The sequence below is a fragment of the Streptomyces sp. NPDC014676 genome (assembly GCF_043084105.1).
Taxonomy (GTDB): Bacteria; Actinomycetota; Actinomycetes; order Streptomycetales; family Streptomycetaceae; genus Streptomyces.
Window position 1 is genome coordinate 773288 of sequence record NZ_JBIBZI010000003.1, and the last position, 25509, is coordinate 798796.

General features: G+C 72.6%; 20 protein-coding genes and 1 riboswitch. Of the genes, 6 read left to right on the plus strand and 14 right to left on the minus strand.

The features are described 5' to 3' along the window. Positions 1-58: 58 nt before the first annotated feature. The 6 genes from ACF1DX_RS12085 to ACF1DX_RS12110 form a co-directional block, all read right to left on the minus strand. Positions 59-451, minus strand: coding sequence for a hypothetical protein (locus ACF1DX_RS12085; protein WP_391791076.1), 393 nt, complete (start codon positions 449-451; stop codon positions 59-61). Beyond that, positions 451-2946 (minus strand): DUF4132 domain-containing protein, encoded by a 2496-nt coding sequence (locus tag ACF1DX_RS12090; protein ID WP_391791077.1) that lies wholly within the window; start codon positions 2944-2946, stop codon positions 451-453. Before ACF1DX_RS12090 ends, ACF1DX_RS12085 begins: the two co-directional genes overlap by 1 nt. A 207-nt stretch (positions 2947-3153) precedes the next feature. Further along, complete coding sequence (locus ACF1DX_RS12095; protein WP_391791078.1) at positions 3154-3804, minus strand: thymidine kinase; 651 nt, start codon at positions 3802-3804, stop codon at positions 3154-3156. A gap of 49 nt (positions 3805-3853) precedes the next feature. Beyond that, positions 3854-5230, minus strand: a complete 1377-nt coding sequence (locus ACF1DX_RS12100) for an alkaline phosphatase family protein (protein WP_391791079.1) — start codon at positions 5228-5230, stop codon at positions 3854-3856. Beyond that, positions 5230-5817: a DUF5998 family protein gene (locus ACF1DX_RS12105; protein WP_107062072.1), complete on the minus strand. Its 588-nt coding sequence runs from the start codon at positions 5815-5817 to the stop codon at positions 5230-5232. The genes ACF1DX_RS12100 and ACF1DX_RS12105 overlap by 1 nt, the downstream gene beginning before the upstream one ends. Before the next feature lie 54 nt (positions 5818-5871). Continuing rightward, positions 5872-8703, minus strand: a complete 2832-nt coding sequence (locus ACF1DX_RS12110; RefSeq protein WP_391791080.1) for a GNAT family N-acetyltransferase — start codon at positions 8701-8703, stop codon at positions 5872-5874. A 199-nt stretch (positions 8704-8902) separates the two neighbouring features. On the opposite strand from ACF1DX_RS12110, the gene ACF1DX_RS12115 reads away from it, so the two are divergent. Then, positions 8903-9184 carry an HPr family phosphocarrier protein gene (locus ACF1DX_RS12115; protein WP_030862123.1) on the plus strand — a complete coding sequence of 94 codons (282 nt, stop codon included), beginning with the start codon at positions 8903-8905 and terminating at the stop codon, positions 9182-9184. Between the two features lie 155 nt (positions 9185-9339). Here the strand turns inward: ACF1DX_RS12115 and ACF1DX_RS12120 are convergent, their stop codons facing one another. The 4 genes from ACF1DX_RS12120 to ACF1DX_RS12135 form a co-directional block, all read right to left on the minus strand. Continuing rightward, positions 9340-10035: a GntR family transcriptional regulator gene (locus ACF1DX_RS12120; RefSeq protein ID WP_391791081.1), complete on the minus strand. Its 696-nt coding sequence runs from the start codon at positions 10033-10035 to the stop codon at positions 9340-9342. Between the two features lie 180 nt (positions 10036-10215). Then, positions 10216-10989, minus strand: a complete 774-nt coding sequence (locus ACF1DX_RS12125; protein ID WP_391791082.1) for a M23 family metallopeptidase — start codon at positions 10987-10989, stop codon at positions 10216-10218. Positions 10990-11001: 12 nt separating this feature from the next. Beyond that, positions 11002-11166, minus strand: a riboswitch (cyclic di-AMP (ydaO/yuaA leader). A gap of 200 nt (positions 11167-11366) precedes the next feature. After that, positions 11367-12755: a pitrilysin family protein gene (locus ACF1DX_RS12130; protein WP_030862117.1), complete on the minus strand. Its 1389-nt coding sequence runs from the start codon at positions 12753-12755 to the stop codon at positions 11367-11369. Next, positions 12752-14134 (minus strand): M16 family metallopeptidase, encoded by a 1383-nt coding sequence (locus ACF1DX_RS12135; RefSeq protein ID WP_391791083.1) that lies wholly within the window; start codon positions 14132-14134, stop codon positions 12752-12754. Before ACF1DX_RS12135 ends, ACF1DX_RS12130 begins: the two co-directional genes overlap by 4 nt. Positions 14135-14556: 422 nt before the next feature. Between ACF1DX_RS12135 and ACF1DX_RS12140 the strand changes: the two genes are divergently transcribed. Then, positions 14557-17007, plus strand: a complete 2451-nt coding sequence (locus ACF1DX_RS12140) for a DNA topoisomerase (ATP-hydrolyzing) subunit A (RefSeq protein WP_391791084.1) — start codon at positions 14557-14559, stop codon at positions 17005-17007. A 215-nt stretch (positions 17008-17222) separates the two neighbouring features. Here ACF1DX_RS12140 and ACF1DX_RS12145 read toward each other — a convergent pair whose 3' ends face one another. Then, the gene (locus ACF1DX_RS12145; RefSeq protein ID WP_391791085.1) at positions 17223-18266 is read right to left on the minus strand and encodes a CobW family GTP-binding protein; all 1044 of its coding nucleotides are present in this window, start codon (positions 18264-18266) and stop codon (positions 17223-17225) included. A gap of 319 nt (positions 18267-18585) precedes the next feature. On the opposite strand from ACF1DX_RS12145, the gene ACF1DX_RS12150 reads away from it, so the two are divergent. After that, on the plus strand, positions 18586-19143 hold the full coding sequence (locus tag ACF1DX_RS12150; protein ID WP_391791086.1) for a DUF6082 family protein: 558 nt from the start codon (positions 18586-18588) through the stop codon (positions 19141-19143). 58 nt (positions 19144-19201) lie between these two features. On the opposite strand, the gene ACF1DX_RS12155 is transcribed toward ACF1DX_RS12150, so the two are convergent. Next, positions 19202-19441, minus strand: coding sequence for a hypothetical protein (locus ACF1DX_RS12155; RefSeq protein ID WP_391791087.1), 240 nt, complete (start codon positions 19439-19441; stop codon positions 19202-19204). 353 nt (positions 19442-19794) lie between these two features. On the opposite strand from ACF1DX_RS12155, the gene ACF1DX_RS12160 reads away from it, so the two are divergent. The 3 genes from ACF1DX_RS12160 to ACF1DX_RS12170 all read left to right on the plus strand — a co-directional run bounded on the left by ACF1DX_RS12160 (position 19795) and on the right by ACF1DX_RS12170 (position 23174). Further along, positions 19795-20736, plus strand: coding sequence for a sucrase ferredoxin (locus tag ACF1DX_RS12160; protein ID WP_391791088.1), 942 nt, complete (start codon positions 19795-19797; stop codon positions 20734-20736). Between the two features lie 87 nt (positions 20737-20823). After that, positions 20824-22497 carry an ATP-binding protein gene (locus tag ACF1DX_RS12165; RefSeq protein ID WP_391791089.1) on the plus strand — a complete coding sequence of 558 codons (1674 nt, stop codon included), beginning with the start codon at positions 20824-20826 and terminating at the stop codon, positions 22495-22497. Continuing rightward, a complete protein-coding gene (locus ACF1DX_RS12170; protein WP_391791090.1) occupies positions 22494-23174 on the plus strand; it encodes a response regulator in 681 nt (226 codons plus the stop codon). Before ACF1DX_RS12165 ends, ACF1DX_RS12170 begins: the two co-directional genes overlap by 4 nt. 69 nt (positions 23175-23243) lie before the next feature. Here ACF1DX_RS12170 and ACF1DX_RS12175 read toward each other — a convergent pair whose 3' ends face one another. Together ACF1DX_RS12175 and ACF1DX_RS12180 are read right to left on the minus strand one after the other, a co-directional pair. Then, entirely contained in the window at positions 23244-24836 is a 1593-nt protein-coding gene (locus ACF1DX_RS12175) for a cation acetate symporter (protein WP_391791091.1), read from the minus strand. Further along, positions 24833-25282 carry a DUF485 domain-containing protein gene (locus tag ACF1DX_RS12180; protein WP_391791092.1) on the minus strand — a complete coding sequence of 150 codons (450 nt, stop codon included), beginning with the start codon at positions 25280-25282 and terminating at the stop codon, positions 24833-24835. Before ACF1DX_RS12180 ends, ACF1DX_RS12175 begins: the two co-directional genes overlap by 4 nt. Between the last annotated feature and the right edge of the window lie 227 nt (positions 25283-25509).

Below are 25509 nucleotides of genomic sequence, written 5' to 3' on the forward strand. Positions count from 1 at the left end.
GCGACGATGTCGATCACTTGTTTGAATGAGATCCTCTGCGCGCGGCGCGCCACCGCCCTCAACCGCCCACAAGAGCGACGAGCTTGATGAAGACGAGGTCCGGATCGCCCGTAAGGTCCACGACTTCGTCCAGGTCCTCCACCTGGCGGTCGCCGACCAGCACGAAGAACCCGTTGGCCAGGAAGGCGCGTTCGGTGATCCCGGCCTGGCGCTCCCCGTCGATGCGGCGCGGCTCGCGGAGCCGGTGGCCGTTCGGTTCGGTCTCGGCGTCGTCAGGGCGGACGAGGCCGTTGAAGCGGTCGCCCGGGTGGCTGTTGTACCGGGCGACCTCCTCGCGGACCCGGAGTCCGATCAGCTCCCGTACGGTCATCCGTTCCGGCAGCCCGGCGACCTCCCACTCGGTGACCGGCCTGCCCGCAGCGGTCTCGTCCCGGAACGTCACGGTGGCCATCAGGCACCTCGCTCGATCTGCGTGAGGATGGACTTGTCGGTGATCCCGGTGTCGGCGGCGAGGAGGAACGCCTTGCTGAGGATCAGGGAGAGCCGTTCGTCCTCGAACGGCAGGAAGACCTTCCCGTCGCCCTTGCCGCGTGACGGGACGATGCACAGGTAGGCGTCGTGCGGTTCCATCAGGACGTTGGCCGAGCCCAGGTGGATCCTGTACGTGCCCAGGTCCCCGCGGACGATCAGGAAACGGCCGTCGAGCGTGCACCGGCCGGCGATCCTCAGCCGCGGCACGATCCGCTCCAGCGCCTCCCGGCGGACCTCCGCGCTCACCGTCAGCGCACCGAACGTGGCCGTCCGCCAGTACCCGGCGTAGCGGTCCTCGCCCCGGTCGGTCCAGTCGGGATCGGCGGCGATCGAGGTCACGCCGACGAAGAGGTCGACGTCCCGCATCGCCTCGCTGAACACCAGCGGGGGCACCTCGGCCAGCGGAGCCTCCCGCCAGCGCCGGCCGTCCCGGCGTTCGAAGCGGACCTGGTCCGTGGCGGCGTGTTCGGGCGCGTCACCACCGTCGTCGTCGGTGGCGGGCTCGTGGTGGAAGCAGGCCCGCCACGCCCCGTCGCCGAACTCGGCCCGTGCCCGGCCGTCGTAGCCGCCTTCGTGCCGGCCAAGGAAGTTGGCCTGCCAGCCGCGTTCCTTGAACAGCGCGTAGAGCTGCCGGTAGTGGACGATGTGGGCGGCGAACCGGTTGGAGTAGCCGCCGGTCTGCTCCTCCGCCGGGGTGAGCAGGTAGATCTCCCGGAAGGCCTGTTTGAACGGCTGCCGCAGCCGCTCGGTGACGAGCCGCTCCCGCCACGCCCTGATGTCGTGCGTCGACGCCCGGATCGGATGCCACAACCGCACGCGTTCGGGCTCGCCGGGCAGCTCGGCCGTCGGTGCCACCGCACGCCACTCGCCGTCCGCGTCCCGGAACTCCCAGATCAGACCGCGGACGAGAGTTCCGGTGACCGGATGGTCGCGGTAGTAGCGGCACCACTCGTCGTACGGCCACTCGCGCCCGGCCGACATCAGTGCCTCGACGCGGCCCCGCTCACTCGACAGCGTCCCCCGCACCTCCCTGGCCAGGTCCTTCACCTCCTTGAGGGCCTCGGGGAAGCCGTCCTTCAGGGCCGCCGGAGCCGTACGGGACGTCTTCCCGTCGGGGCGTGTGAAGGTGAGCCGCACGGTCCTCGCGTCCTCGATCGCCACCCGTACCCGGTGTCCGCCCCACTCCCGTTCCAGCGAACCGTCCGGCGCCAGGCCGTGGTCCGGCACGCTGCGCTCGACGAGCTGTTCCGCCGTGATGCCCTGCTTCCCCGCCGCCGTCACCAGCGCGGTGTCGAGCTGCTTGCGCAGCGCCCGGTGCCCGGTCCGGGACCGCAGCCGCGACAGGGCCTCCAGAGAGGCCGGCCCGCCGTGCTCCGCCAGCGCGTTGATCGCCGCGCCCGCCAGCTTGAGGTCCGTCACCACGCCGGTCCCGAGACCGCCGGTGCGCAGCGCGAGCGCGCCGAGATGCCGCACCACGGCCGGGCCGCCGGTCAGCGCGGCCGCCCAGACGACGCCGCGCGCCAGGTCCCCGTCGTTCTGGTGGACGAGGTAGTGGTAGTGGTGATCGTCGTGGACCCAGCCGGTGTGCGCCCCGTTCCCCCCGCTGCACAGCGGATCGTCCTCGGCCAGGGCCCGCAGGACGTCGGCCACGAGGTCCCGCGCCGACGCCGCCTCCGCGAGCCCGAGGCAGGTCAGCCGCCACTTCCGCGTGGGACGCGGGCCCGACAGGCCGGCCAGGTGCCGTACGAACGATGCCAGTTCCGGCGTCGGTGCGGTCTTCGCCCGGTCGCTCAGCGGGGCGGCCCAGGGAGCGTCGGCGGGGATCAGTCCCTCGGGGATGTACGCCTGGTCCACGCTCGCGAGCAGTGCGCGCAGGCGCCGGGCGAGCGACGCGCGCGTGCTCGCCCCGACCGTGGTGTCCATGAGCTCCTGGTGTGCGTGCCGCAGCCAGGGCACGACCGCGCGGCGGCCGTCGGCGTCGAGCCGGTCGGCGGCGTCCAGCGCCGACCCCAGCGAATCGGCGAACCACCAGCCCATGCCGTACTCGGTGGCACGGAGCAGCATCACCGCGACCTCGTCGGGCGTCCAGCCCCGCACCCGCGCGATCAGGGACCCGATTTCGGCGTCGTACTGCCACAGGCTCGCGTCGTCGATGCGGGCGGCCAGCATCAGGCACAGGACCGCGGCCCTGCCCTCCTCGTCCGCGCAGGCCGCGAGCCGCCCGTCGATCTCGGCCTGGGTCGCCGCGCCCACTACCCTGAATCGCCGGTGCTCGTGCCCCATGGATTGCCGGAACTCGGTCCGCTGACGCTCCAGGAGGTCGACGAGCCAGCGGACGCGGTCGAGCGCGGCGGACCTCACGTCGTCGAGCGAGTCGTTCCTACGGGATTCGGCCACCAAGGCGTCGTACAGCATGGCGGGATGATGACAGGGGGGACTGACAACGCGATCGGCTCAGCGACGCCGCATCGCCTCGGTCCCCTGTGTCGCGGCCCGACCGACATGAAAGGCGTCGGTGTCCCGGACTCAGCGTGCCCACGGGCCCGCCCCGGTGCCGGTCGGGGCTGGGCCGGATGCCGGCCGGGAGTGCGCGCCTGCGGTAAGGACGTCCGTCACACCCGGTCAGCCCGGCGTGACCGGCAGTACGTCGGGTGACAGTGCCGCCGCGTGGGCCGTCGCGGCCGTCATGCGGCGGCGGTGGTGACGGCGGCACAGGACCTCGTAGCCGACCTCGTCCGCGGAACCGGTGACGTCGCCGACGACCACCTGGGCGCCCTCGACGACCATGACCCCGCCGACCGTGCGCGCGTTGTGCGTGGCGCGGGCGCCGCACCAGCACAGGGCCTCCACCTGGAGCACCTCGACCCGGTCGGCCAGCTCCACCAGCCGCTGGGAGCCGGGGAACAGCTTGGAGCGGAAGTCGGTGGTGATGCCGAAGGCGTAGACGTCGAGTTCCAGGTCGTCCACGACCCGCGCGAGCTGGTCGATCTGTTCCGGGGCCAGGAACTGCGCCTCGTCCGCGATCACGTAGTCCGCGCGGCGGCCCTTCGAGAGGTGGTCGACGAGGTACGCGTACAGGTCCGCGCCGTCGCCGACCTCCACCGCGTCCGTGACCAGGCCGAGGCGGGAGGAGAGCTTGCCCTCGCCGGCCCGGTCGTTGCGGGTGAAGATCATGCCGGCCAGGCCGCGTGCCGAACGGTTGTGCTCTATCTGGAGAGCCAGCGTCGACTTCCCGCAATCCATCGTTCCGGAGAAGAACACCAGCTCGGGCATGGGAGGTCGGGCACCTTTCGGCAGAGGTCGCGGACGGGTCGTCAGGAGTTCAGGAGCGTACTTCGAGCAGGGGGACCAGCTGCTCGGCAGGGGTCATCGAACCGTGGTTGCCGGCCATCGCCGACTCCCTGGGCTCCCGCTCGGAGGCGATCAGCAGGACGTCGTCCCGCGCGGCGGCGACCACGTCGCCGATCCGGTGGTACACGCGCTCGTCGACCGCCGGACCGAACCAGCCCGCCCCGATCGCCTCGTCGCGCGAGGCCACCCAGAACCGCTCGCCGAGCACCTCGCGCCAGCAGGTCAGCACGTCGTCGGCGGCCCCCGGTACGGCGTAGACGTGCCGGGCACGACCCTCGCCGCCGAGCAGGGCGACGCCCGCCTTCAGCTCCCAGTCCTCGTCGAAGTCGACGCGGTGGTCCTCGTCGAAGGGGATGTCGACCATGCCGTGGTCGGCGGTGACGTAGAGCGCGCTGCGCGCAGGGAGCTGTTCGGCCAGGCGCTGGACCAGGCGGTCGACGTACATGAGCTGGCCGCGCCAGGTGTCGGAGTCGACGCCGAAGCGGTGACCGGCGCCGTCGACCTCGGCGTAGTACGTGTAGACCAGGGAGCGGTCGGCGGCGGCCAGCTGCTCGGCCGCGACGTCCATGCGCTCCTCGCCGGACAGCCGCCCGTGGAAGCTGCCGCCGCTGAGCGCGACCTTGGTCAGCGGGGTGTTCGCGAAGGCCGGGGAGGTGACCTGCGCGGCGTGCACGCCCGCGCGGTGGGCCAGCTCGAAGACGGTGGGGTACGGCTGCCAGGGGTTGGGCGGGGTCCAGGGCTGCCAGCGCAGCTGGTTCATCAGCTCGCCGGTGTCCGGGTTGCGCACGGTGTAACCGGGCAGGCCGTGCGCGCCCGGCGGCAGGCCGGTGCCGACGGAGGCCAGGGAGGTGGCGGTCGTGGCCGGGTATCCGGCGGTGATCGGGCGTCCGGTGCCGCCGCGCGAGGAGGCCAGCAGGGACGTCATGAAGGGGGCCTCGTCCGGGTGCGCCTTCAGCTGCTCCCAGCCCAGCCCGTCGATCAGGAACACGCAGTTCCGGTCGGCGGGGGTCAGCTCGGGGATCGCGGCGGTCGTACCGGGGACGGCCATGCCGGCGGCGAGCGTGGGCAGCAGGTCGGCGAGCGAACCGGTGCCGTATTCGGGCAGGGGCGCGGAACCGGGGGCGAGGGGGCGAGGGTGCGCGTCGTCCCAGGCGGTGGGGGGCGGGGGTGGCGCGGGCCGTGCGGGGGACGCGGACCGTGCGGGAGGCGCGGGCCGCGCCGCGGATGTGGACGACGCCGTGCGGACGGGCGGCGCGGGGCGGGGAGCCTGCGGGCGGGGCACGGGCCGCGCGCCGGGGGCAGGCTGGGCGCCCGGCGAAGGCCGTGCGCCGGGGGTGGGCTGTGCCATCAGCGTGTCTGGTCCGCGGTCGCCTCGGACAGGGCCTGCGCGAAGGTGAGGGCCTGGCGCACCGTCTCCGGGCCGTCGCCGGCCTCGCTGACGCGCAGGCTCAGGTCGTCGGCCGTGGAGCTGCCCGTGTAGCCGTGGTCGGCCTCGCAGTTGGGGTCGCCGCAGGCGGCCGGCTCCAGGTCGATGCGGGAGACGGCGCCCCAGCCGATGGTGAGCACGATCTCGCGCGGCAGCGTGCCCGGCTTGTACGACTCCGGGTTGGCGACCACCCGGCTGACCACGATCGACGAGATCCGGCCGAGCTTGACCGACTCCGTGGACGTGGTGGCGTACGGCGTCGGGGAGGTGCTGTCCGCGGCCTGCTCGTCGGTGTGGCTGACGATGAAGCGGTTGCCGGTGAGGACGAGCACGGTGACGTGCCGCCGCACCTCGTTCGAGTCGAACGTCGTCTCCTGGTGGACCAGGTACGACCGGACGGGCTCGCCGCCCACGGCGGCCTCCACCGCCTCGGCCACGAGGGCCGGGTAGTAGCCGCTGCGCTCGATCGCCGCCCGCAGCCCCTGGGTCGTCGTACTGGTCTTGGCCATGAGCCCCATCCTACGGGGGCCCACCGACTGCGAGGCACCGCTCACCGGCGCCGGTCAGTACGCGGGGAGGGTCCGCGGGCCGAGGTCGTCGCGGGCGGGCGGCGGGGCGAGGCGTACGGAGGCGCCGAGGACGCTCACGCCGCGCGGGGCGACGACCACCGGTTCCAGGGTGACCGCGACGACCTCCGGGTGGTCGTGGACCAGCCGCGACACCCGCAGCATCAGCTCCTCCAGCGCCGGGGTGTCGACCGGTGCCGAGCCGCGCCAGCCGAACAGCAGCGGGGCGGTCCGGATCGACCGCACCAGTGAGGTCGCGTCCCGGTCGGTGACCGGGATCAGCCGGTGCGCCATGTCCCCGAGCAGTTGCGAGGGGGGTCCGGCCAGCCCGAAGGAGAGGACGGCTCCGGCGGCGGGGTCGATGACCGCGCGTACGACGGTGTCGACGCCGCGCGGGGCCATCCGCTGCACCACGGGGCGCAGCTCCTCCGGGGCACCGAACAGCTCCGTCAACTCGCTGTACGCCCGGCGCAGTTGTTCCTCGTCGGCCAGGTCCAGGCGGACGCCGCCCAGGTCGGCACGGTGCCTCAGGTGGGGGGCGGTCGCCTTGAGGGCCACGGGGTGGCCGAGGGTGCGCGCGGCCTCGGCGGCGGTGCCGGGGTCCGGGGCGGGGAGGGCGCGGTGGACGTGGATGCCGTAGGTGCCGAGCAGGTCGCAGGTCTCGTCGGTGCCGAGGGTGAGGCCCTGGCCGCGCGAGAGGAGCCCCTCGATGAGGGCGGCGGCGCCCCGCTCGTCGATGTCGTCGTACTCCGGCACCTTGCCGGGGTCGGCGGCGTCCCTCCGCCACTGGCCGTACGCGACGGCCTGGGCGAGCGCCCGGACGGCACGCTCGGCGGCGGGGTAGGCGGGGATGAGGTGGGCGCCCTCGGGGGGCGGCGGGGCCGTCGCGGAAGCGGTGTCCGCCCGGGGCCGCGGCGCCGGGGTCGCCCGCGTCGGGGGCACCGGCGCCGGGGCCTGCGGGGCCGTGCTCGTGGCGGCCGACAACGCCTCCGCGAGGCCGCCCAGTTCCACGTGGACCACCAGGACGGGTTTGGACGGGGTCGCGGCGGCGGCCGAGCGCAGGGCCTGCGCCAGGGCCGCGTCGCCGACCGAGCCCTCCCCCACCGCCGGGATCGCGGTCACGACGACCGCGTCGCTCGTGTCGTCGGCCAGCGCGCGGGAGAGCGCCGCGTGGAAGTCCGCCGCCGAGGCGGCGGTGGTGAGGTCCAGCGGGGGATGCGGACGCAGGCCTTCGGCGAGGCAGGCGTCGTAGGTGAGCAGGCCCAGGGACTCGGAGTTGCCGAGGATCGCCACCCGGGGTCCGGCCGGCAGGGGCTGGCGGGCGAGCAGCAGGCCCGTGTCGACCAGCTCGGTGATGGTGTCCACGCGGATCACCCCGGCCTGCCGCAGCAGCGCGGACACCGTCGCGTGGGGCAGCCGGGTCGCCCGCACGGCGTGCCCCCGGGGCCCCGCTCCGTGACGTGCGCCCTGGACCACGACCAGCGGCTTCGCCGCCGCGGTCCGGCGGGCGAGGCGGGTGAACTTGCGGGGGTTGCCGATGGACTCCAGGTACATCAGGACGACGTCGGTGTCGGGGTCCTCGTACCAGTACTGCAGGACGTCGTTGCCGGAGACGTCGGCCCGGTTGCCGGACGACACGAAGGTGGACACGCCCGTGACACCGGTGACGCCGCCGCCGCGCCGGTGCAGGCGGGACAGCAGGGCGACGCCGATGGCGCCGGACTGGGCGAACAGCCCGATCCGGCCCGGCCGGGGCATGTGAGGGGCGAGCGAGGCGTTCAGCCGGACGTCCGGGGAGGTGTTGATGACGCCGAAGGCGTTGGGGCCGATGATCCGCATGCCGTACGAGCGTGCCTGCCGTACGAGGGCGCGCTGGCGTTCGCGGCCGTCGGGGCCGGACTCGGCGTAGCCGGCGGAGACGACGACGAGCCCCTGCACGCCGTGCTCGCCGCACTCGGTGACGATCTCGGGGACCCGCTCGGCGGGCACCGCGACGACCGCGAGGTCGACGGGCCCGTCGATGTCCCGCACCGAGCGGAACGCGGCCACCCCGCCGAGCTCCTCCTCCCCTTCCCCCAGAGCCTTGTTCACGGCGTACAACCGGCCGGTGAACCCGGTGTCCCGCAGGTGGTCGAGGACGCTGCGGCCCACGCCGCCGGGCGCGCGGCCGGCGCCGACGACGGCCACCGAGCCGGGGGCGAGCAGCCGCTGCACCGAGCGCGCCTCGGCGCGCTGTTCGCGCGCGTACTGCACGGCCATGGAGCGGTCGGTGGGTTCGAGGCCGAACTCCAGGCGGACGACACCGTCCTCGAAGCTGCGCTTCTGGGTGTACCCGGCGTCGGTGAACACCTTGATCATCTTGTTGTTGGCGGGCAGCACCTCGGCCGCGAACCGGCGGATGCCGCGCTCCCGCGCGACGGCGCCGATGTGTTCGAGGAGGGCGGAGGCGACGCCCCGGCCCTGGTGGGCGTCCTGGACGAGGAAGGCGACCTCGGCCTCGTCGGCCGGAGCCGAGGCGGGCGTGCCGTCGGCGCCGATCCGGTCGTAGCGTACGGTGGCGATGAACTCGCCGCCGATGGTGGCCGCGAGTCCCACCCGGTCCACGAAGTCGTGGTGCGTGAAGCGGTGGACGTCCTTGGCGGACAGGCGAGGGTAGGGCGCGAAGAAGCGGTAGTACTTCGACTCGTCCGACACCTGCTCGTAGAAGCTGACCAGGCGCTCGGCGTCATCGACGGTGATGGGGCGGATGCGCGCGGTGCCGCCGTCGCGCAGCACCACGTCGGCCTCCCAGTGAGCGGGATACTCGTGCCGGTCCGACGAGGTCTGCATGGGCCCCAGAGTACGGCTCGCGTACGACAACGGCGCGAGGCAGTCTGTGGTGGACGACAGCCGGGCCGAGGCCGCGGTCCGGCTGCCGCCGGGAGCGGGAGCGAAGGCCCCTTCGGGCACGCTCCCGGCAGGCTCCGGGCATGCTTCACGATGTGGGAAACTGGTCTAGACAACCCTGAACAGCGAAGGGCAGCAACACATGGCTGAGCGCCGCGTCAACGTCGGCTGGGCCGAGGGTCTCCACGCCCGCCCCGCCTCCATCTTCGTCCGAGCCGCCACGGCCGCAGGCGTCCCGGTGACGATCGCCAAGGCCGGGGGCGACCCCGTCAACGCGGCCTCCATGCTGGCTGTCCTGAGCCTGGGCGCCCAGGGCGGCGAGGAGATCGTCCTCGCGTCCGACGCCGAGGGCGCGGACGCCGCCCTCGACCGTCTGGCGAAGCTGGTCGCCGAGGGTCTCGAGGAACTCCCCGAGACCGTCTGAGGACGTCATGCCGAAAGGCCCGCCCGGACCGCCGGGCGGGCCTTTCGCTTTCCCCCGTCACGGGCAGATTTTTCCTTCCGCGGGCAGCTTTCCCCTTTTACGGGCAGCGTGAATAAACCCCGAGAAATGCTCCCTCTTTGTATACGGCACCCGTGTTAATGCCGAACGCTCGGCATGTTTACGGCATGTTGCGAGTTCCTCACACGGTCCGCGCGGCCGGCGCCCGGGGCGAAACGCAGGCGGTGCCCGGCGCTCGCGCGCTCGGTGTGCAGCGCCGTGACGGACCGCGCGCGGTCGCCGTCACCGCGCGCCACGGCGTCCACGATCGCGCCGTGCTCCGCCCAGTACTCGACGGGGTCGGACGGCCCCTCGGTGGCGTACATCCAGGCGATCTTGTGCCGCAGCTGGGTCAGTGCCGAGGTCAGTGCCGGACTGCCGGTGGCCTGGGCGAGCGTCTCGTGGAACCAGCCGCTCAGGGAGCGCAGGTCGTCGCTGTTGCCCTGGCGGGCGCGTTCCTGCCCCAGCCGGACCAGGCCGCGCAGCACCTTCAGATGGGCCTCGGTGCGGCGCTGGGCCGCGCGGGAGGCACCGAGGGGCTCGAGGAGCACGCGCATCTCCAGCAGGTCGGCGGCCTCCTGCTCGGTGGGTTCCGCGACGCACGCGCCCGCGTGCCGCCGGGTCACCACGAATCCCTCGGCCTCCAGCGTGCGCAGCGCCTCCCGGACGGGAACGCGGGAGACACCGTAACGGCGGGCGAGCACTTCCTCGGTGAGCCGGCCGCCGCGCTCGTGGACACCCGCGACGATGTCGTCCCGGATCGCCGTGCACACCGAGTGCGCGGGAATACGCATGACGAACCTCCGGCTTAATCCCCGTGAAACGTCGACGATTGACGTGTGTTCCGTGACTCTATTGCAATCGGCGGGAATTCACGACGGCGGACCGGAATCCATGCATATTTTTTGGACAGGCGACGCCCGGAAACACCGATGCCCCGGCTCGGGGAGCCGGGGCATCGGGAAGCGAGCGGGTCAGAGGTTCACGCCGTGCGCGCGGAGGTAGGCGACGGGGTCGAGGTCGGAGCCGTAGTCGGCGCCCGTGCGGGCCTCGAAGTGCAGGTGCGCGCCCGTGACGTTGCCGGTGGCGCCGGAGAGGCCGATCTGCTGCCCGGCGGCCACCTGCTGGCCCACCGAGACGCCGATGGACGACAGGTGGCCGTACTGGGTGTACGTGCCGTCGTGCATCTTGATGACGACCTGGTTGCCGTACGAGCCGCCCCAGCCGGCCTCGACGACGGTGCCGACGCCGACCGACTGGACGGGGGTGCCGCTCGCCGCGTGGAAGTCGACACCGGTGTGGCTGCCGGAGGACCACAGCGAGCTGCCGGCCTGGTAACCGGTCGAGACGTACGAGCCGGGGATCGGGGAGACGAAGGTGTTGAGGCGCTCGCGCTCGGCCTCCCGCGCGGCGCGCTCCTTCTCCGCGCGGGCCTCCTCGGCCTCCTTGGCGGCCTTCTCGCGCGCGGCCTCCTCTGCGGCCTTGCGCGCGGCGGCCTCGGCCGCCTCCCGGGCGGCCTCGTGCTGGGCGGCCGCCTGGGCGTCGATCCGGTCGGCGACCGCGTCGCCGAGGGTGACGACGGGCGTGAGGCCGGTCTGTGCGGCAGCGGGCTCGGCGGCGAGCGCGGGGGCCGCGAGGGAGCCGACGACGCCGGTGGTGGTGAGCGCCGCGACGCCCGCCACGCGGGCGGTGCCGCGCTGCGTCCGGCCGGGACGACGGTGCTTGCCCGGGGCGCGGGTGAACGCCATGTACAGGCTGGTCCTTTCCTTCCCTCTCGCCTACCGGGTTAGCTGACGGGTTCGGAGCAGGAAGGTCTCCTACGGGCCCCCTCGCGACACGCGCGGGCGTCCGATTCACCCCAGGGACTGCGGTGGGTCCCCGGCTCCCCCGGCTCGCGCCTCAGGGGGACTCGGCGATGACTGTCCGGTGCCGCGGATGCGGCGCACTGCCCGACGAACAGCCCGGACGAAGCTAAGCGGGCCGTCTCCCGATCCTCAAACGAATCACGGGTTTTGTAGCGCATCCCACAGGCCAGACAGGCAACTTCCGCCCCGATTCGGGCATAAGCGGGCCCTGGTGACTTTCGTGTCACCAGGGCCCGCCGCGCGTGCGTCCTCGCGGCTCGCTACTCGGCCGTCACGACGGTGACTTCACCGATACCGAGGGCCTCGACGGGCGCCTTGATCTGCGCCGCGTCACCGACGAGGACGGTCACCAGGCGGTCCACCGGGAAGGCGTTCACGACGGCCGCGGTGGCCTCCACGGTGCCGGTCGCGGCCAACTGCCGGTACAGGTCGGCCTGGTAGTGGTCGGGCAGGTGCTGCTCGACCTGGTCGGCCAGGGTGCTCGCGACGGCCGCGGCGGTCTCGTACTTGAGCGGCGCCACGCCCACGAGGTTCTGCACGGCGACATCGCGCTCGTCGTCGGTGAGCCCCTCCGCGGCGAGCGTGCGCAGCACCGTCCACAGGTCCTCGAGAGCGGGGCCGGTGTTCGGCGTGTCCACTGAGCCGCTGATGGCCAGCATCGCCGCACCCGTGCCGTCCGGGGCGGACCTGAGGACCTGTCCGAACGCCCGCACGCCGTAGGTGTAGCCCTTCTCCTCGCGCAGCACGCGGTCCAGGCGGGAGGTGAGGGTGCCGCCGAGGCAGTACGTGCCGAGCACCTGCGCGGGCCACACCCGGTCGTGCCGGTCCGCGCCGATACGGCCGATCAGCAGCTGCGTCTGGACGGCGCCGGGACGGTCCACGATCACGACGCGCCCGGTGTCGTCGGCGACCACCGGCGGGACGGGCCGCGGCTGCGCCGGGGAGCCGGTCCAGGCGCCCAGCGTGTCGCCGAGCAGCGCGTCCAGGTCGATACCGGTGAGGTCGCCGACGACCACGGCGGTCGCCGTGGCGGGACGGACGTGCTTCTCGTAGAAGGCGCGTACGGCCGCGGAGTCGATGCCGGCGACCGTCTCCTCGGTGCCCTGGCGCGGACGCGACATACGGGCACTCGCCGGGAACAGCTCCTTGGAGAGCTCCTTGGCGGCGCGGCGGGAGGGGTTGGCCAGCTCGTGCGGGATCTCGTCGAGGCGGTTGCGGACCAGCCGCTCGACCTCGCTGTCGGCGAACGCCGGCGCCCTGAGCGCGTCGGCGAGCAGCCCGAGCCCCTTGGTGAGCCGCGAGGCCGGGACCTCCAGGCTGAGGCGGACGCCGGGGTGGTCGGCGTGCGCGTCCAGGGTGGCGCCGCAGCGCTCCAGCTCGGCGGCGAACTCCTCGGCGGAGTGCTTGTCGGTGCCCTCGGAGAAGGCCCGCGCCATGATCGTGGCGACACCGTCGAGGCCGGCCGGCTCGGCCTCCAGGGGCGCGTCGAGGAGCACCTCGACGGCGACGACCTGCTGGCCGGGGCGGTGGCAGCGCAGCACGGTCAGGCCGTTGTCGAGCGTGCCGCGCTCGGGGGCCGGGAAGGCCCAGGGCTTGGCGTCGCCCGCCTGCGGCTGCGGGTGGAAGTCCATCGTGGCGAGCTCGGTCACTTCGCCGCCTCCTCGTTCTCGTCGGTGCCGGCGGCTGCGGCGGCTTCCTCGGTGTCCTCGGCGTCTCCGGCTTCCGGGGCGACGGGCTCGTAGACGAGCACCGCGCGGTTGTCGGGGCGCAGGCGGGCCTTGGCGACCTCCCGCACCTCCTCCGCCGTCACCTCCAGGACGCGCTGTACGGCGGTCAGGGCGAGCTGCGGGTCGCCGAACAGGACGGCGTACCGGCACAGTTCGTCGGCGCGGCCGGCGACCGTGCCGAGCCGGTCCAGCCACTCGCGCTCCAGCTGGGCCTGCGCGCGCTCCATCTCCTCGGCCGTGGGGCCCTGCTCGGCGAACCGGGCGAGCTCCTCGTCGATGGCGGCCTCGATGACCGGCACCTCCACGTCGCCGGACGTCTTCACGTCCAGCCAGCCCAGGGAGGGCGCCCCGGCCAGCCGCAGCAGGCCGAAGCCGGCGGCCACGGCCGTGCGGTCGCGCCGTACCAGCCGGTTGTAGAGCCGCGAGGACTCGCCGCCGCCGAGGACGGTGAGCGCCAGGTCGGCGGCGTCGCACGCGCGCGTGCCGTCCTCCGGCAGGCGGTAGGCGGCCATCAGCGCACGCGCGGGGACCTCCTCCTCGACGATCTCGCGGAGCTGCCCGCCGATGACGTCGGGCAGCGAACCGTCGCGCGGGGCGGGCTTGCCGTCGTGGCCCGGGATGGAGCCGAAGTACTTCTCGATCCAGGCGAGCGTCCGCTCCGGGTCGATGTCGCCGACGACGGAGAGCACGGCGTTGTTCGGCGCGTAGTACGTGCGGAAGAACTGGCGGGCGTCCTCCAGGGTGGCCGCGTCCAGGTCCGCCATCGAGCCGATGGGCGTGTGGTGGTACGGGTGGCCCTCCGGGTAGGCGAGGGCGGTCAGCTTCTCGAAGGCGGTGCCGTAGGGGACGTTGTCGTAGCGCTGGCGGCGCTCGTTCTTGACGACGTCCCGCTGGTTCTCCATGGACTCGTCGTCCAGGGCGGTCAGCAGGGAGCCCATGCGGTCGGCCTCCAGCCAGAGGGCGAGCTCCAGCTGGTGGGCGGGCATGGTCTCGAAGTAGTTGGTGCGCTCGAAGCTGGTGGTGCCGTTGAGGGAGCCGCCGGCGCCCTGGACCAGCTCGAAGTGGCCGTTGCCCTTCACCTGGGCGGAGCCCTGGAACATCAGGTGCTCGAAAAGGTGAGCCAGACCCGTACGTCCCTTGACTTCGTGGCGCGAACCCACGTCGTACCAGAGGCACACCGCGGCGACCGGGGTCAGGTGGTCCTCGGAGAGCACCACGCGCAGGCCGTTGGCCAGGCGGTGTTCGGTCGCTGTCAGCCCGCCGGAGCCTGCCTGGGCTGTGGCCGTGTGACCCATGGGCATGTACGTCCCTTCGATCGCGGAGGCGGTCGTCGATACCGCCGTTTCTGCCGGTCCTGCCACTGTATGCAAGCGCGCGGACCCCCGAGGAAGTTCCCGGCGGGGGCGGGCTACGCCGAGAGCGAGAATGCCGGGCCGCCGCACCGCGGACAGCCGCCCCGCCGCCACCGCGGGCAGTCGTGCCGCAGGGCGGCACGGGTGGGCTCCGGGGGAGGCACCCCGTAGGCGCCGGGCCGCGCGACCCACCCCCGGCCCACGTCACCCCGATCACCAGGAACCCCGCGCGAAAGCGGCCCGTACACGCCGCGTACCCTGCCCTCCCCAGAGGCACCCACGACCGGGCCCTGGTCCCGCCTGTCAGTGCGACGGTCCACAATGGTCCGCGTCAGATCCCGTCCCCACGCTTCAGCAAGGAGCCGGCAGCGATGGCCCGCCGCAGCACGAAGACCCCGCCGCCCGACGACTCGTACGAGGAGAAGATCCTCGACATCGACGTCGTCGACGAGATGCAGGGCTCCTTCCTCGAGTACGCGTACTCGGTCATCTACTCCCGCGCCCTGCCGGACGCGCGCGACGGTCTCAAGCCGGTACACCGCCGCATCGTCTACCAGATGAACGAGATGGGCCTGCGGCCCGAGCGCGGTTACGTGAAGTGCGCCCGCGTGGTCGGCGAGGTCATGGGCAAGCTGCACCCCCACGGCGACGCGTCGATCTACGACGCCCTGGTGCGCATGGCCCAGCCGTTCTCGATGCGCGTCCCCCTGGTCGACGGCCACGGCAACTTCGGCTCGCTGGGCAACGACGACCCGCCCGCCGCCATGCGGTACACCGAGTGCCGGATGGCCGAGGCCACCAGCCTGATGACCGAGTCCATCGACGAGGACACGGTCGACTTCGCGCCCAACTACGACGGGCAGGAGCAGGAGCCGGTGGCGCTGCCCGCCGCCTTCCCGAACCTGCTGGTGAACGGCGCGTCGGGCATCGCCGTCGGCATGGCCACCAACATGCCGCCGCACAACCTGCGTGAGGTCGTCGCGGCCGCGCGGCACCTGATCAGGTATCCGAACGCCGACCTCGACGCCCTGATGAAGCACGTCCCGGGCCCCGACCTGCCCACCGGCGGCCGGATCGTCGGCCTGTCCGGCGTGCGGGACGCCTACGAGAAGGGCCGCGGCACGTTCAAGATCCGCGCGACGGTCACCGTGGAGGACGTGACGGCCCGCCGCAAGGGCCTCGTCGTCACCGAGCTGCCGTTCACGGTCGGCCCGGAGAAGGTGATCGGCAAGATCAAGGACCTGGTCGGTTCGAAGAAGCTCCAGGGCATCGCCGACGTCAAGGACCTCACCGACCGCGAGCACGGTCTGCGGCTGGTCATCGAGATCAAGAACGGCTTCGTGCCGGAAGCGGTCCTGGAGCAGCTCTACAAGCTGACGCCGATGGAGGAGTCCTTCGGCATCAACAACGTGGCGCTGGTGGACGGCCAGCCGCTCACCCTGGGCCTCAAGGAACTCCTGGAGGTCTACCTCGACCACCGCTTCGACGTCGTGCGCCGGCGTTCGGAGTTCCGCCGCGGCAAGCGGCGCGACCGCCTCCACCTGGTCGAGGGCCTGCTCACGGCCCTGGTGGACATCGACGAGGTCATCCGCCTCATCCGCTCCAGCGAGAACTCCGCGCAGGCCAAGCAGCGCCTGATCGAGCGGTTCTCCCTCAGCGACATCCAGACCCAGTACATCCTGGACACGCCGCTGCGCCGCCTCACCAAGTACGACCGGATCGAGCTGGAGGCCGAGCAGGACCGGCTGAACGCGGAGATCGAGGAGCTGACCCGGATCCTGGACTCGGACGCGGAGCTGCGCAAGCTGGTCTCCGCGGAGCTGGCCGCGGTGGCGAAGAAGTTCGGCAACGACCGCCGTACGCTGCTGCTGGAGTCGGCCGGCGCCCCGGCCGCCACCGTACCGCTGCAGGTGGCGGACGACCCGTGCCGGGTGCTGCTGTCCTCCACGGGCCTGCTCGCCCGTACGGCGGACAACGAGCCGCTCGCCGACGACGGCAAGCGGGTCAAGCACGACGTGATCGTCTCGGCGGTGCCGGCGACGGCCCGCGGTGAGATCGGCGTCGTCACCTCGTCCGGCCGACTGCTCCGGCTGAACGTGATCGACCTGCCGCAGCTCCCCCAGACGATGCCGACGCCGAACCTCTCGGGCGGAGCGCCCCTGGCCGAGTTCGTGTCCCTGGAGGACGACGAGCAGGTGGTGTGCCTGACCACGCTCGACGAGTCGTCGCCGGGTCTGGCGCTCGGCACGGAACAGGGAATCGTCAAGCGCGTGGTGCCCGACTACCCCTCCAGCAAGGAGGAGCTGGAGGTCATCACGCTCAAGGAGGGCGACCGGATCGTCGGCGCGGTCGAGCTGCGCACGGGCGAGGAGGACCTGGTCTTCATCAGCGACGACGCCCAGCTGCTGCGCTACCCGGCCGCGCAGGTCCGCCCGCAGGGCCGTCCCGCGGGCGGCATGGCGGGCATCAAGCTCACCGAGGGGGCGAAGGTCATCTCCTTCACCGCGGTCGACCCGGCCGCGGACGCGGTGGTGTTCACGGTCGCGGGTTCGCGGGGCACGCTGGACGACTCGGTCCAGACGACGGCCAAGCTGACTCCGTTCGACCAGTACCCGCGCAAGGGCCGGGCCACCGGCGGCGTGCGCTGCCAGCGGTTCCTGAAGGGCGAGGACTGCCTGGCCTTCGCCTGGGCGGGCCCGCTCCCGGCCCGTGCCGCGCAGAAGAACGGCACGGCGGTGGCCCTCCCGGAGCCCGACCCGCGCCGTGACGGCTCGGGCATCTCCCTGCCGAAGACGGTGTCGGTGGTGGCGGGCCCGGCTTAGGGGGTCTCGTATGGATCTTGTCGGGGTCGCGGGGTCTGGCACCGCGCCTCGCCGCGTTGTCGTCGGTTGCCAGGGCTCCGCCCTGGCGCCCTCCTCCGCCTTGCGATGCTCCCCCACTGCCTGAAGGGCGTGGGAGGTGCCCCCACCACCAGACCCCGCTCGGCTCGGCTGCGAGGCACCGCTCCCTGGAGCCGACCTGATCCAAACGGCACCCCCTAGGCCGCCGGGTCCTCCGCCGCCCCCCGCACATAGCGGAGAACGCCCCACATGCCGTGGTCGTCGGCGTGTGGGGCGCCGTCGCTCACGCACGCCTCCAGCTCCTCGCCGAGGGCGGTGGCGTCGATGCCCGAGCCGATGAGGACGAGCTGCGTGAGCCGCTCCTCACCGGCGGGCCAGGGCTCGGGGTAGAACCGCAGGAACGGTCCCACGGCATGGACGGCGTACCGGTTGCCGACGTCGTACGGACCGAAGTCGACGTACCCCTTGATCCGGTAGAGCCCCTCGGGCCGGCTGTCCAGGAACCGGATCAGCCGCCGTGGGTCCAGCGGGCGCTCGGAGACGAAGGAGACGCTGTCGTACGCGGCGTGCAGGTGCTCGGAGTGGTCGGCGTGGTGCAGGTCGTCGAACGACAGCTGCCCGACGCGCTCCTCGCTCGGCCTGCAGTCGAAGAGGAGCTCGGGGTCGACCCGGCCGTGCGTGGCGGGGACGACGGCCGCGCGGTCGACGAGGGAACGGACCAGGGTCAGTACACGCGCGGCGTCGGTGACCCGGTCCACCTTGTTGACGACCACGAGGTCCGCGAGGGCGAGGTGCCGGTCGATCTCCGGGTGCCTGGCCCGGGTGGCGTCGAACTCGGCGGCGTCCACGACCTCGACGAGTCCGCCGTACACGATGCCCGGATGCTCGCTGGCGAGCACCATCCGCACGAGTTCCTGCGGTTCGGCGAGGCCGCTGGCCTCGATGACGATGACGTCGATCCCGGCGGAGGGGCGGGCTAGCCGCTCGAGGTACGCGTCGAGTTCGCTGCCGTCCACGGCACAGCACAGACACCCGTTGCCCAGCGACACGGTCGAGTCACCGAGTGCCCCGGCGACGGCCATCGCGTCGATCTCGACAGCCCCGAAGTCGTTGACGACGGCACCGATGCGGCTGCCGCCGCTGCGGTGGAGAAGGTGGTTGAGCAGGGTGGTCTTCCCCGAGCCGAGGAATCCGGCCAGGACGACCACCGGAATCTGCCGCCCGCTGCTCCGCTCCGACACACGACCCCTCTCACACCTGTGCGCACACCGGCTCGCTCACGGCGTGCGCACGGAAAACCGACTGACAGTCCAGGATACGAGTACCCGGAACGGCGGCGAAGTGAACGATTGTTAGCAGCATCCACGGGGCAGACGTTGGGCAAGGCGCCGGTTTGTGCGACCCTCGCTTCCCTCCGTGCGCCGCCTGGCCGCCTTCCCGCCGATCAGAGCCGCTCGGCACCCTGGAAGGCGGCAAGCGCCGCCCACCGCTCGCCGGTTCCCTACAGTCGACCCGCAACCCGACGACCGGCGGACGGCGGCCCGATCGGGGGTATTTGACATGGCCACACAGAACAGTGGGATACGGGGGCTCGGTGCCGTCGCTCTGGCCGGTCTCGGCATGGCGGCGGGCGTCCTCGTCACCGTGGCGGCCCAGCGCCACACGCTCGAGTCGCTGCACGCGCGTCTCGAGAGCCTGGAGAAGCAGGCACACACTCAGCGGAACGCCGATCTGGCGGTCCAGCAGCGCCAGCACTGGGAATTGCTGAGCAAGGCCATCGACGACCCCGAGCTCGCCGAGGTCCTGGACATCTTCGAGGTGTCCGCCTCTCCCGCGAAGCGTCGGCAGTACCTGTACGCCAACGCCTTGTACACCAACCTGCTGTTCTATTACCGCATCGGGAATCTGTCCAAGGAGGAGTTCTACCAACGCGCCCGGGGCACTTTCCAGAATCCGATCGTCAGGGAGTACTGGTACGCCACTCAGCAGCAGCGGGCGAGCATCGCGAACACCGAAGAGGCGGAAATGGGACTGCTCGTCGACGACCTGCTCCGGCAACTGGAGGAGGCGGAGACCGACGAATGGTGGGTGGTCGGCGAGCTTCCCGCCGACGGCTGACGGCGGGAAGCCGGACAGTGCGCCGGACCGTCCGGACCCCGGTCCGCCAGGAACGCGGTCACGCGTCGGGAATGTCCGCCTTCGCCCTGACCAATGTCTCGCGCGTGATCACGACGATGCGCTCGTAGTCCGCGCGGGCCGCGTCAACGGGAAGGTCCGCGTCCAGGGAGTCAGTCATGTCGGTGCCGATAACAGCGAAGTTCCCGTCGGCCAACTCGAAAATGTCGGGACACGTCCCACCATTCGTGCTGCCTCGGTGACGTGGAGCAACGCCGAGGCGGCGGATGATCTGACTCACTGTTCAATTTCCTTTGTCTCAAGGCACAAGCGCGTCTGCGCCCGCTGCCGCGCGATAACGCGAGGGCAGTCTCTCTCACATCCAAGCCCTGGTGAGCGCGGCACGCAGGTGACCGGATCCGGTCACAGCCCTCGGACGCGGCGCGTGCGGCATTCCTATCACTCGGACGTGTTCACCCACTCCGGCTCCGGAGAATCCTCCGCAAGAGTGACAAGTAAGCGAAGAATCGATGATCACCCTCGTTCAATGCAATTGTCACCCTTGGGCCGTGCGCGCCCACGGACGTGACCGGCCCACGACGCACGGGCGGGCCGACAAGCCACTCGCGACCAAGTCAGGTTAGGCTCACCTTTGTGAGTAGCACGTGCTCGAACGTCTCCCGTGAGTTCGATGAGCCGGTCGCGGGAACCGCGGCCACCGCGCGGACCTGGCTGCTGCTGGAGCAGCCCGGCCCCTGGGGTGCCAAGGCGCTCACCTCCAGCCACCTCGACCCCGCGCTGGGCCGCGCCCTGGAGGCCGCCGCACAGGGCGCCGGCGTGCGGATCGCGCTCATACGGCGGCCCGGACGGCACGCGGACCGCCGGACGCCCGCCGCGCGCCGGGTGTACGTGGCCCACACCGTTCCCGGAAACGTGTGGCTGTACACCGCCACCACCACGGACCCCGGACGCCTGCTCGACCTCGACTTCGCCGCGCTCGGCAGGGGCGAGCCGGAGTCCCTCGCGACCGCGCTCGGCGGACGGCCCCATGAGGGCGCCCCCCTCGCCCTCGTCTGCACCAACGGCAAACGCGACCGCTGCTGCGCCCTCCTCGGACGCCCTCTGGCCGCCGAACTCGCCGCCTCCGGGGTCGAGGGTGTCTGGGAGGTCACCCACCTGGGCGGCCACCGCTTCTCCCCCACGGTGCTCGTGCTGCCGTACGGCTACGCGTACGGGCGGGCCGAGGCGCACGCCGTCAAGGAGGTGCTGCACGGTGCCCAGGAGGGCCGGATCGTCGTCGAGGGATGCCGGGGAGGTTCCGCCTGGGAGCGGCCCGGTCAGGCGGCCGAGCTGGCCGTCCGGCGCGCGGTGGGCGAGTACGCCGCCGAGGCCCTGAGCGTCGTACGGACGGACGGTGCGGCGCCCCGCTGGGAAGTGACCGTCGCCCACGGGGACGGGCGCCGGTGGCTGGTGGAGGTCGCCCGGGGCGCGTCCCTGCCGCCCCGTCCGGAGAGCTGCGGGTCGGTGCTCGGCTCGCCCGCGCGGATGGACGTCGTGGGCGTCCGCGAGGTGACCCTGGCGGCGCTGGCGGGCTGACCGCCCCCGCTCACGGAGACACGGGCTCCGGGAGATCCCCGCCACACCCCCGCGTCGCCCCGCGCCCGTCCACGTACCGTCATGGGTATGAGCTCCACTCCCCCCGCACGCCGCCTGCGCCTCGGCCTGCCACGGCGGGTGTTCTCGCAGGTCCTGCTGATGCAGCTGGCGATCGCCGCGGGAGTCACGGTGCTGGCCACCGGGCTGTTCCTCGCGCCGCTCGGCGACCAGCTGGACGACCAGGCGATGCGCCGCGCGCTCGCGATCGCGCAGACCACCGCCCAGCAGCCGCAGCTGGCGCGGGACCTGCGCGGCACGGCGCCGTCCCCGGACGGGCCGGTGCAGCGGGAGGCGGAACGGATCCGGAAGGCCACCGGTGCCGAGTACATCGTGGTGCTGGACGCGCGGGGCGTGCGCTGGTCGCACACCGATCCTGAGCGGATCGGCGGCCTGGTGTCCACCGACCCCGGTGAGGCGCTGGCCGGACATGACGTCATGGAGATCGACGACGGCACCCTGGGGCGCTCCGCGCGGGGCAAGGTTCCGCTGCGGGACGACGACGGGGAGATCGTCGGGGCGGTCTCCGTCGGCATCGCCTACGACAGCGTCCGGGCCCGGCTGATCCACGCCATCCCGGGACTGTTCGCATACGCCGGCGGTGCCCTGGCCGTGGGCGCGCTCGCGGCCTGGCTGATCTCCCGGCGGGTGCAGCGGCAGACCCGCGACCTGGCCTTCTCGGACATCGCGGCGCTGCTCGCGGAGCGTGAGGCGATGCTGCACGGCATCCGGGAGGGCGTCGTCGCCCTGGACCGCACCGGCCGCGTCCGCCTGCTGAACGACGAGGCGCAGCGCCTGCTGGGGATCGGTGAGGAGGCCGTCGGCCACTCCCCCGACCTGGCGCTCGGCCCGGGACGCACCGCCGATGTGCTGGCCGGACGGGTGACCGGTACCGATCTGCTCACCGTCCGCGGCCGGCGGGTGCTGGTCGCCAACCGGATGCCGACGGACGACGGCGGCGCCGTGGCCACCCTGCGCGACCGCACGGAGCTGGACCGGCTCGGCCGGGAGCTGGACTCCACGCGGGGACTCATCGACGCGCTGCGCGCCCAGGACCACGAGCACGCCAACCGCATGCACACCCTGCTGGGGCTGCTGGAGCTGGAGATGTACGACGACGCCGTGGAGTTCGTCGGCGAGGTGGTCGGTGATCACCGGGCCACGTCGGAACAGGTCACCGAGAAGATCCGGGACCCGCTGCTCGCGGCGCTGCTGGTGGGCAAGGCGACGGTCGCGGCCGAGCGCGGCGTGGCGCTGTGGGTGTCGGACGGGACCCGGCTCCCGGACCGGCTGATCGACCCCCGGGGGCTCGTCACCGTCGTCGGCAATCTGGTGGACAACGCCCTGGACGCCGTCGCCGGCGCTCCGCACGCGCGCGTGGAGGTCGAACTGCGCGCCGAGGGCCGTACGGCGGTGCTCGTGGTACGCGACACCGGGCCCGGGATTCCGCCGGAGCACCGCGAGTTGATCTTCACCGAGGGCTGGTCGACCAAGGAGCCGCCGGCCCACCGCGAGCGGGGCATCGGACTGCCGCTGGTGCGCCGGCTCGCCGAGCGGCAGGGGGGCAGCGCGGACGTGGGCGAGGCGCCCGGCGGAGGCGCGGAGTTCACCGTCGTGCTGCCCGAGGCCCTGACCGAGCCGGGCGCGGAACCCGCGCTCAGCGGGGCGTCCGCCCCGGGGAGCGCCGAGGAGGAGTCGGAATGATCGAGGTCCTGGTCGTGGACGACGACGTGCGGGTCGCGCGGGTCAACGCCGCGTACGTCGAGAAGGTGCCCGGCTTCCGTGTCGCCGGTCAGGCGCACAGCGCGGCCGAGGCGCTCGGCCGGCTGGAGACGCTGCCCCGGCTGGATCTCGTCCTCCTGGACCACTACCTGCCCGACGAGACGGGGCTCGAGGTGGTGCGGAAGATGCGCCGGCGCGGGCACCAGACCGACGTGATCATGGTGACGGCGGCCCGTGACGTGTCCACGGTGCAGGCGGCGATGCGCCAGGGCGCCCTGCAGTACCTGGTCAAGCCGTTCGCCTTCGCCGGGCTGCGCGCCAAGCTGGAGGCGTACGCGGAGCTGCGCCGCACCCTCGACGGCGGGGGTGAGGCGGAGCAGGCGGAGGTGGACCGCATCTTCGGCGCGCTGTCGGCGCCGTCCGAGCCGCAGCTGCCCAAGGGGCACTCCCCCACCACCGCGGAGCTCGTACGGCAGTCCCTGATGAACGCGGACGGCCCGCTGTCGGCCCAGGAGATCGCCGAACGCACGGGGGTGAGCCGCCAGACCGCCCAGCGCTATCTGAAGCTCCTGGAGCGCACGGGACGGGCCACACTGACCCTGAGATACGGCGACGCGGGCCGCCCGGAACACCGTTACGCGTGGGCGACCCGCGCCTGAGGACACGGTCCACGGGGGCGGACAGGGAACTCCCGCGGACGGCGGCGCCGTCCGTCTCCGCCGGGCGCCCTACGCGGCCCCCGCACCGGTCAGTGAGCGCACCTCGGTCTCCGCGTGCTTGGCCTCGTCGGGCACCTCGGGCGAGGTGAGCGTGCCGAGCCAGCCCGCGAGGAAGCCCAGCGGGACGGAGACCAGACCGGGGTTCTGCAGCGGGAAGAGCTGGAAGTCGGCCCCCGGGAAGAGGGACGCGGGGCTGCCCGACACCACGGGGGACAGCAGCACCAGCACCACGGCCGGGACCAGGCCTCCGTACACGGCCCACACGGCACCGCGTGTGGTGAAGCCGCGCCAGAACAGCGAGTACAGCAGCACGGGCAGGTTCGCGGACGCGGCCACGGCGAAGGCGAGGCCCACCAGGAACGCGACGTTGAGGTCACGGGCCAGCAGGCCGAGGCCGATCGCGACCAGGCCGATGCCGACCGAGGCGACGCGGGCGACGGCCACCTCGCTGCGCGGCTTCCCGCGCCGGCGGCGCAGGGAGGCGTACAGGTCGTGCGCGACGGACGCCGAGGAGGCGAGCGTGATCCCGGCGACCACGGCGAGGATCGTGGCGAAGGCGACCGCTGCGACGATCGCGAACAGGATCGTTCCGCCGGTGGAGCCGGCGCCGCCGCCCAGGTCGAGGGCGAGCAGGGGCACCGCCGTGTTCCCGGACGCGTTCGAGGCGCGTACGGCGTCCGGTCCGATGACGGCGGCGGCGCCGAAGCCGAGCACGATCGTCATCAGGTAGAAACCGCCGATGAGACCGATCGCCCAGACGACCGACCGTCGCGCCGCCCGCGCGGTGGGGACGGTGTAGAAGCGGGACAGGATGTGCGGCAGCCCGGCCGTGCCGAGCACCAGCGCGAGACCGAGGCTGATGAAGTCGAACCGCGCGGTCCAGTCCGCGCCGTAGGCGAGCCCGGGCGCCAGGAACGCCTTCCCGTGACCGCTGCGTTCGGCGGCGGTGAGGAGCAGTCGGTTGACGTCGCCGTGGAACCGCAGCAGGACGAGGACGGTCAGCGCGATGGTGCCGCCGAGCAGCAGGACCGCCTTGACGATCTGGATCCAGGTGGTGGCCCGCATCCCTCCCAACGACACGTAGACGACCATGAGGACGCCGACGCCTACGACGGTCCAGGCGCGGGCCGCCTCACCCGTGCCGCCGAGCAGCAGCGCGACCAGGCTGCCCGCGCCCACCATCTGCGCCACCAGATACAGAACGGACACGGTGACCGAGGAGGTTCCCGCCGCGATCCGCACCGGCCGCTCCCTCATGCGTGCCGCGACCACGTCGGCGAGTGTGAACCGGCCGCAGTTGCGCACCAGTTCCGCGACCAGGAACAGGACCACCAGCCAGGCCACCAGGAAACCCACCGAGTAGAGCATCCCGTCGTAGCCGACGAGCGCGATGAGTCCGGAGATGCCGAGGAAGGACGCGGCCGACATGTAGTCGCCCGCGAGGGCAAAACCATTTTCCATCGGGGAGAAGCCCCGGCCGCCCACGTAGAACTCCTCCGCCGAGCCCTGCCGGTGGCGGCTCACCCAGGTCGTGATGCCCAGGGTCACCGCGACGAACGCGCCGAACAGCAGCAGCGCCGGCACCTGGTGATCACCCGTCATGCCGCGCCGCCTCTCCCGCGCGCCAGCTCCTGGGCGTCCCAGCGCAGTTCCAGCGCCGCCCGGTCCCGGCGCAGCCGCGCGTGGCGGACGTAGGCCCAGGTGAGCAGGAAGGTGGTCAGGAACTGGCCGAGCCCGGCGAGCATGCCCAGGTTCACGGCGCCCGCGACGGGCCGTGCCATCAGTCCCGGTGCGGTCGTGGCGGTCACGACGTACGCCACGTACCAGGTGAGGAAGGCGGTGACCGCCGGGGCCACGAACCGCCGGTAGCGGCTGCGCACCTCCTGGAAGGCCGCGCTGCGTTGTACTTCGAGGTAGACGTCGGCCCCGTCCGCGCGGCGGGCCGGCGGTACCGCCTCCGCCGGGCCGGCCGACTCGCCCCAGCCCGAGGCCAGGGCGTCGTACCAGGGATCGTCGTACCTCACGTCCCCCGAGTTGCTTCGCTGCATGCCCAAGGATGGACAGAACGGGAAGATCCCCGACTCTTCTTCCCGTTCTGCTTCACCCCATCAGGTGACTGGTCCGTGCGTGCGTCCCGCGTGCCCGCCAGGACCTGTCCGGCGGATCACGCCGGAGACGCGGGGCCTGGCACGCCCTCCCCCACTGCTCGAAAGGGCGTGGGGGCACCCTCAGTGGTGTCACCGTCGGTCACCGGCTCCTCATGCTCGGCTTCTCT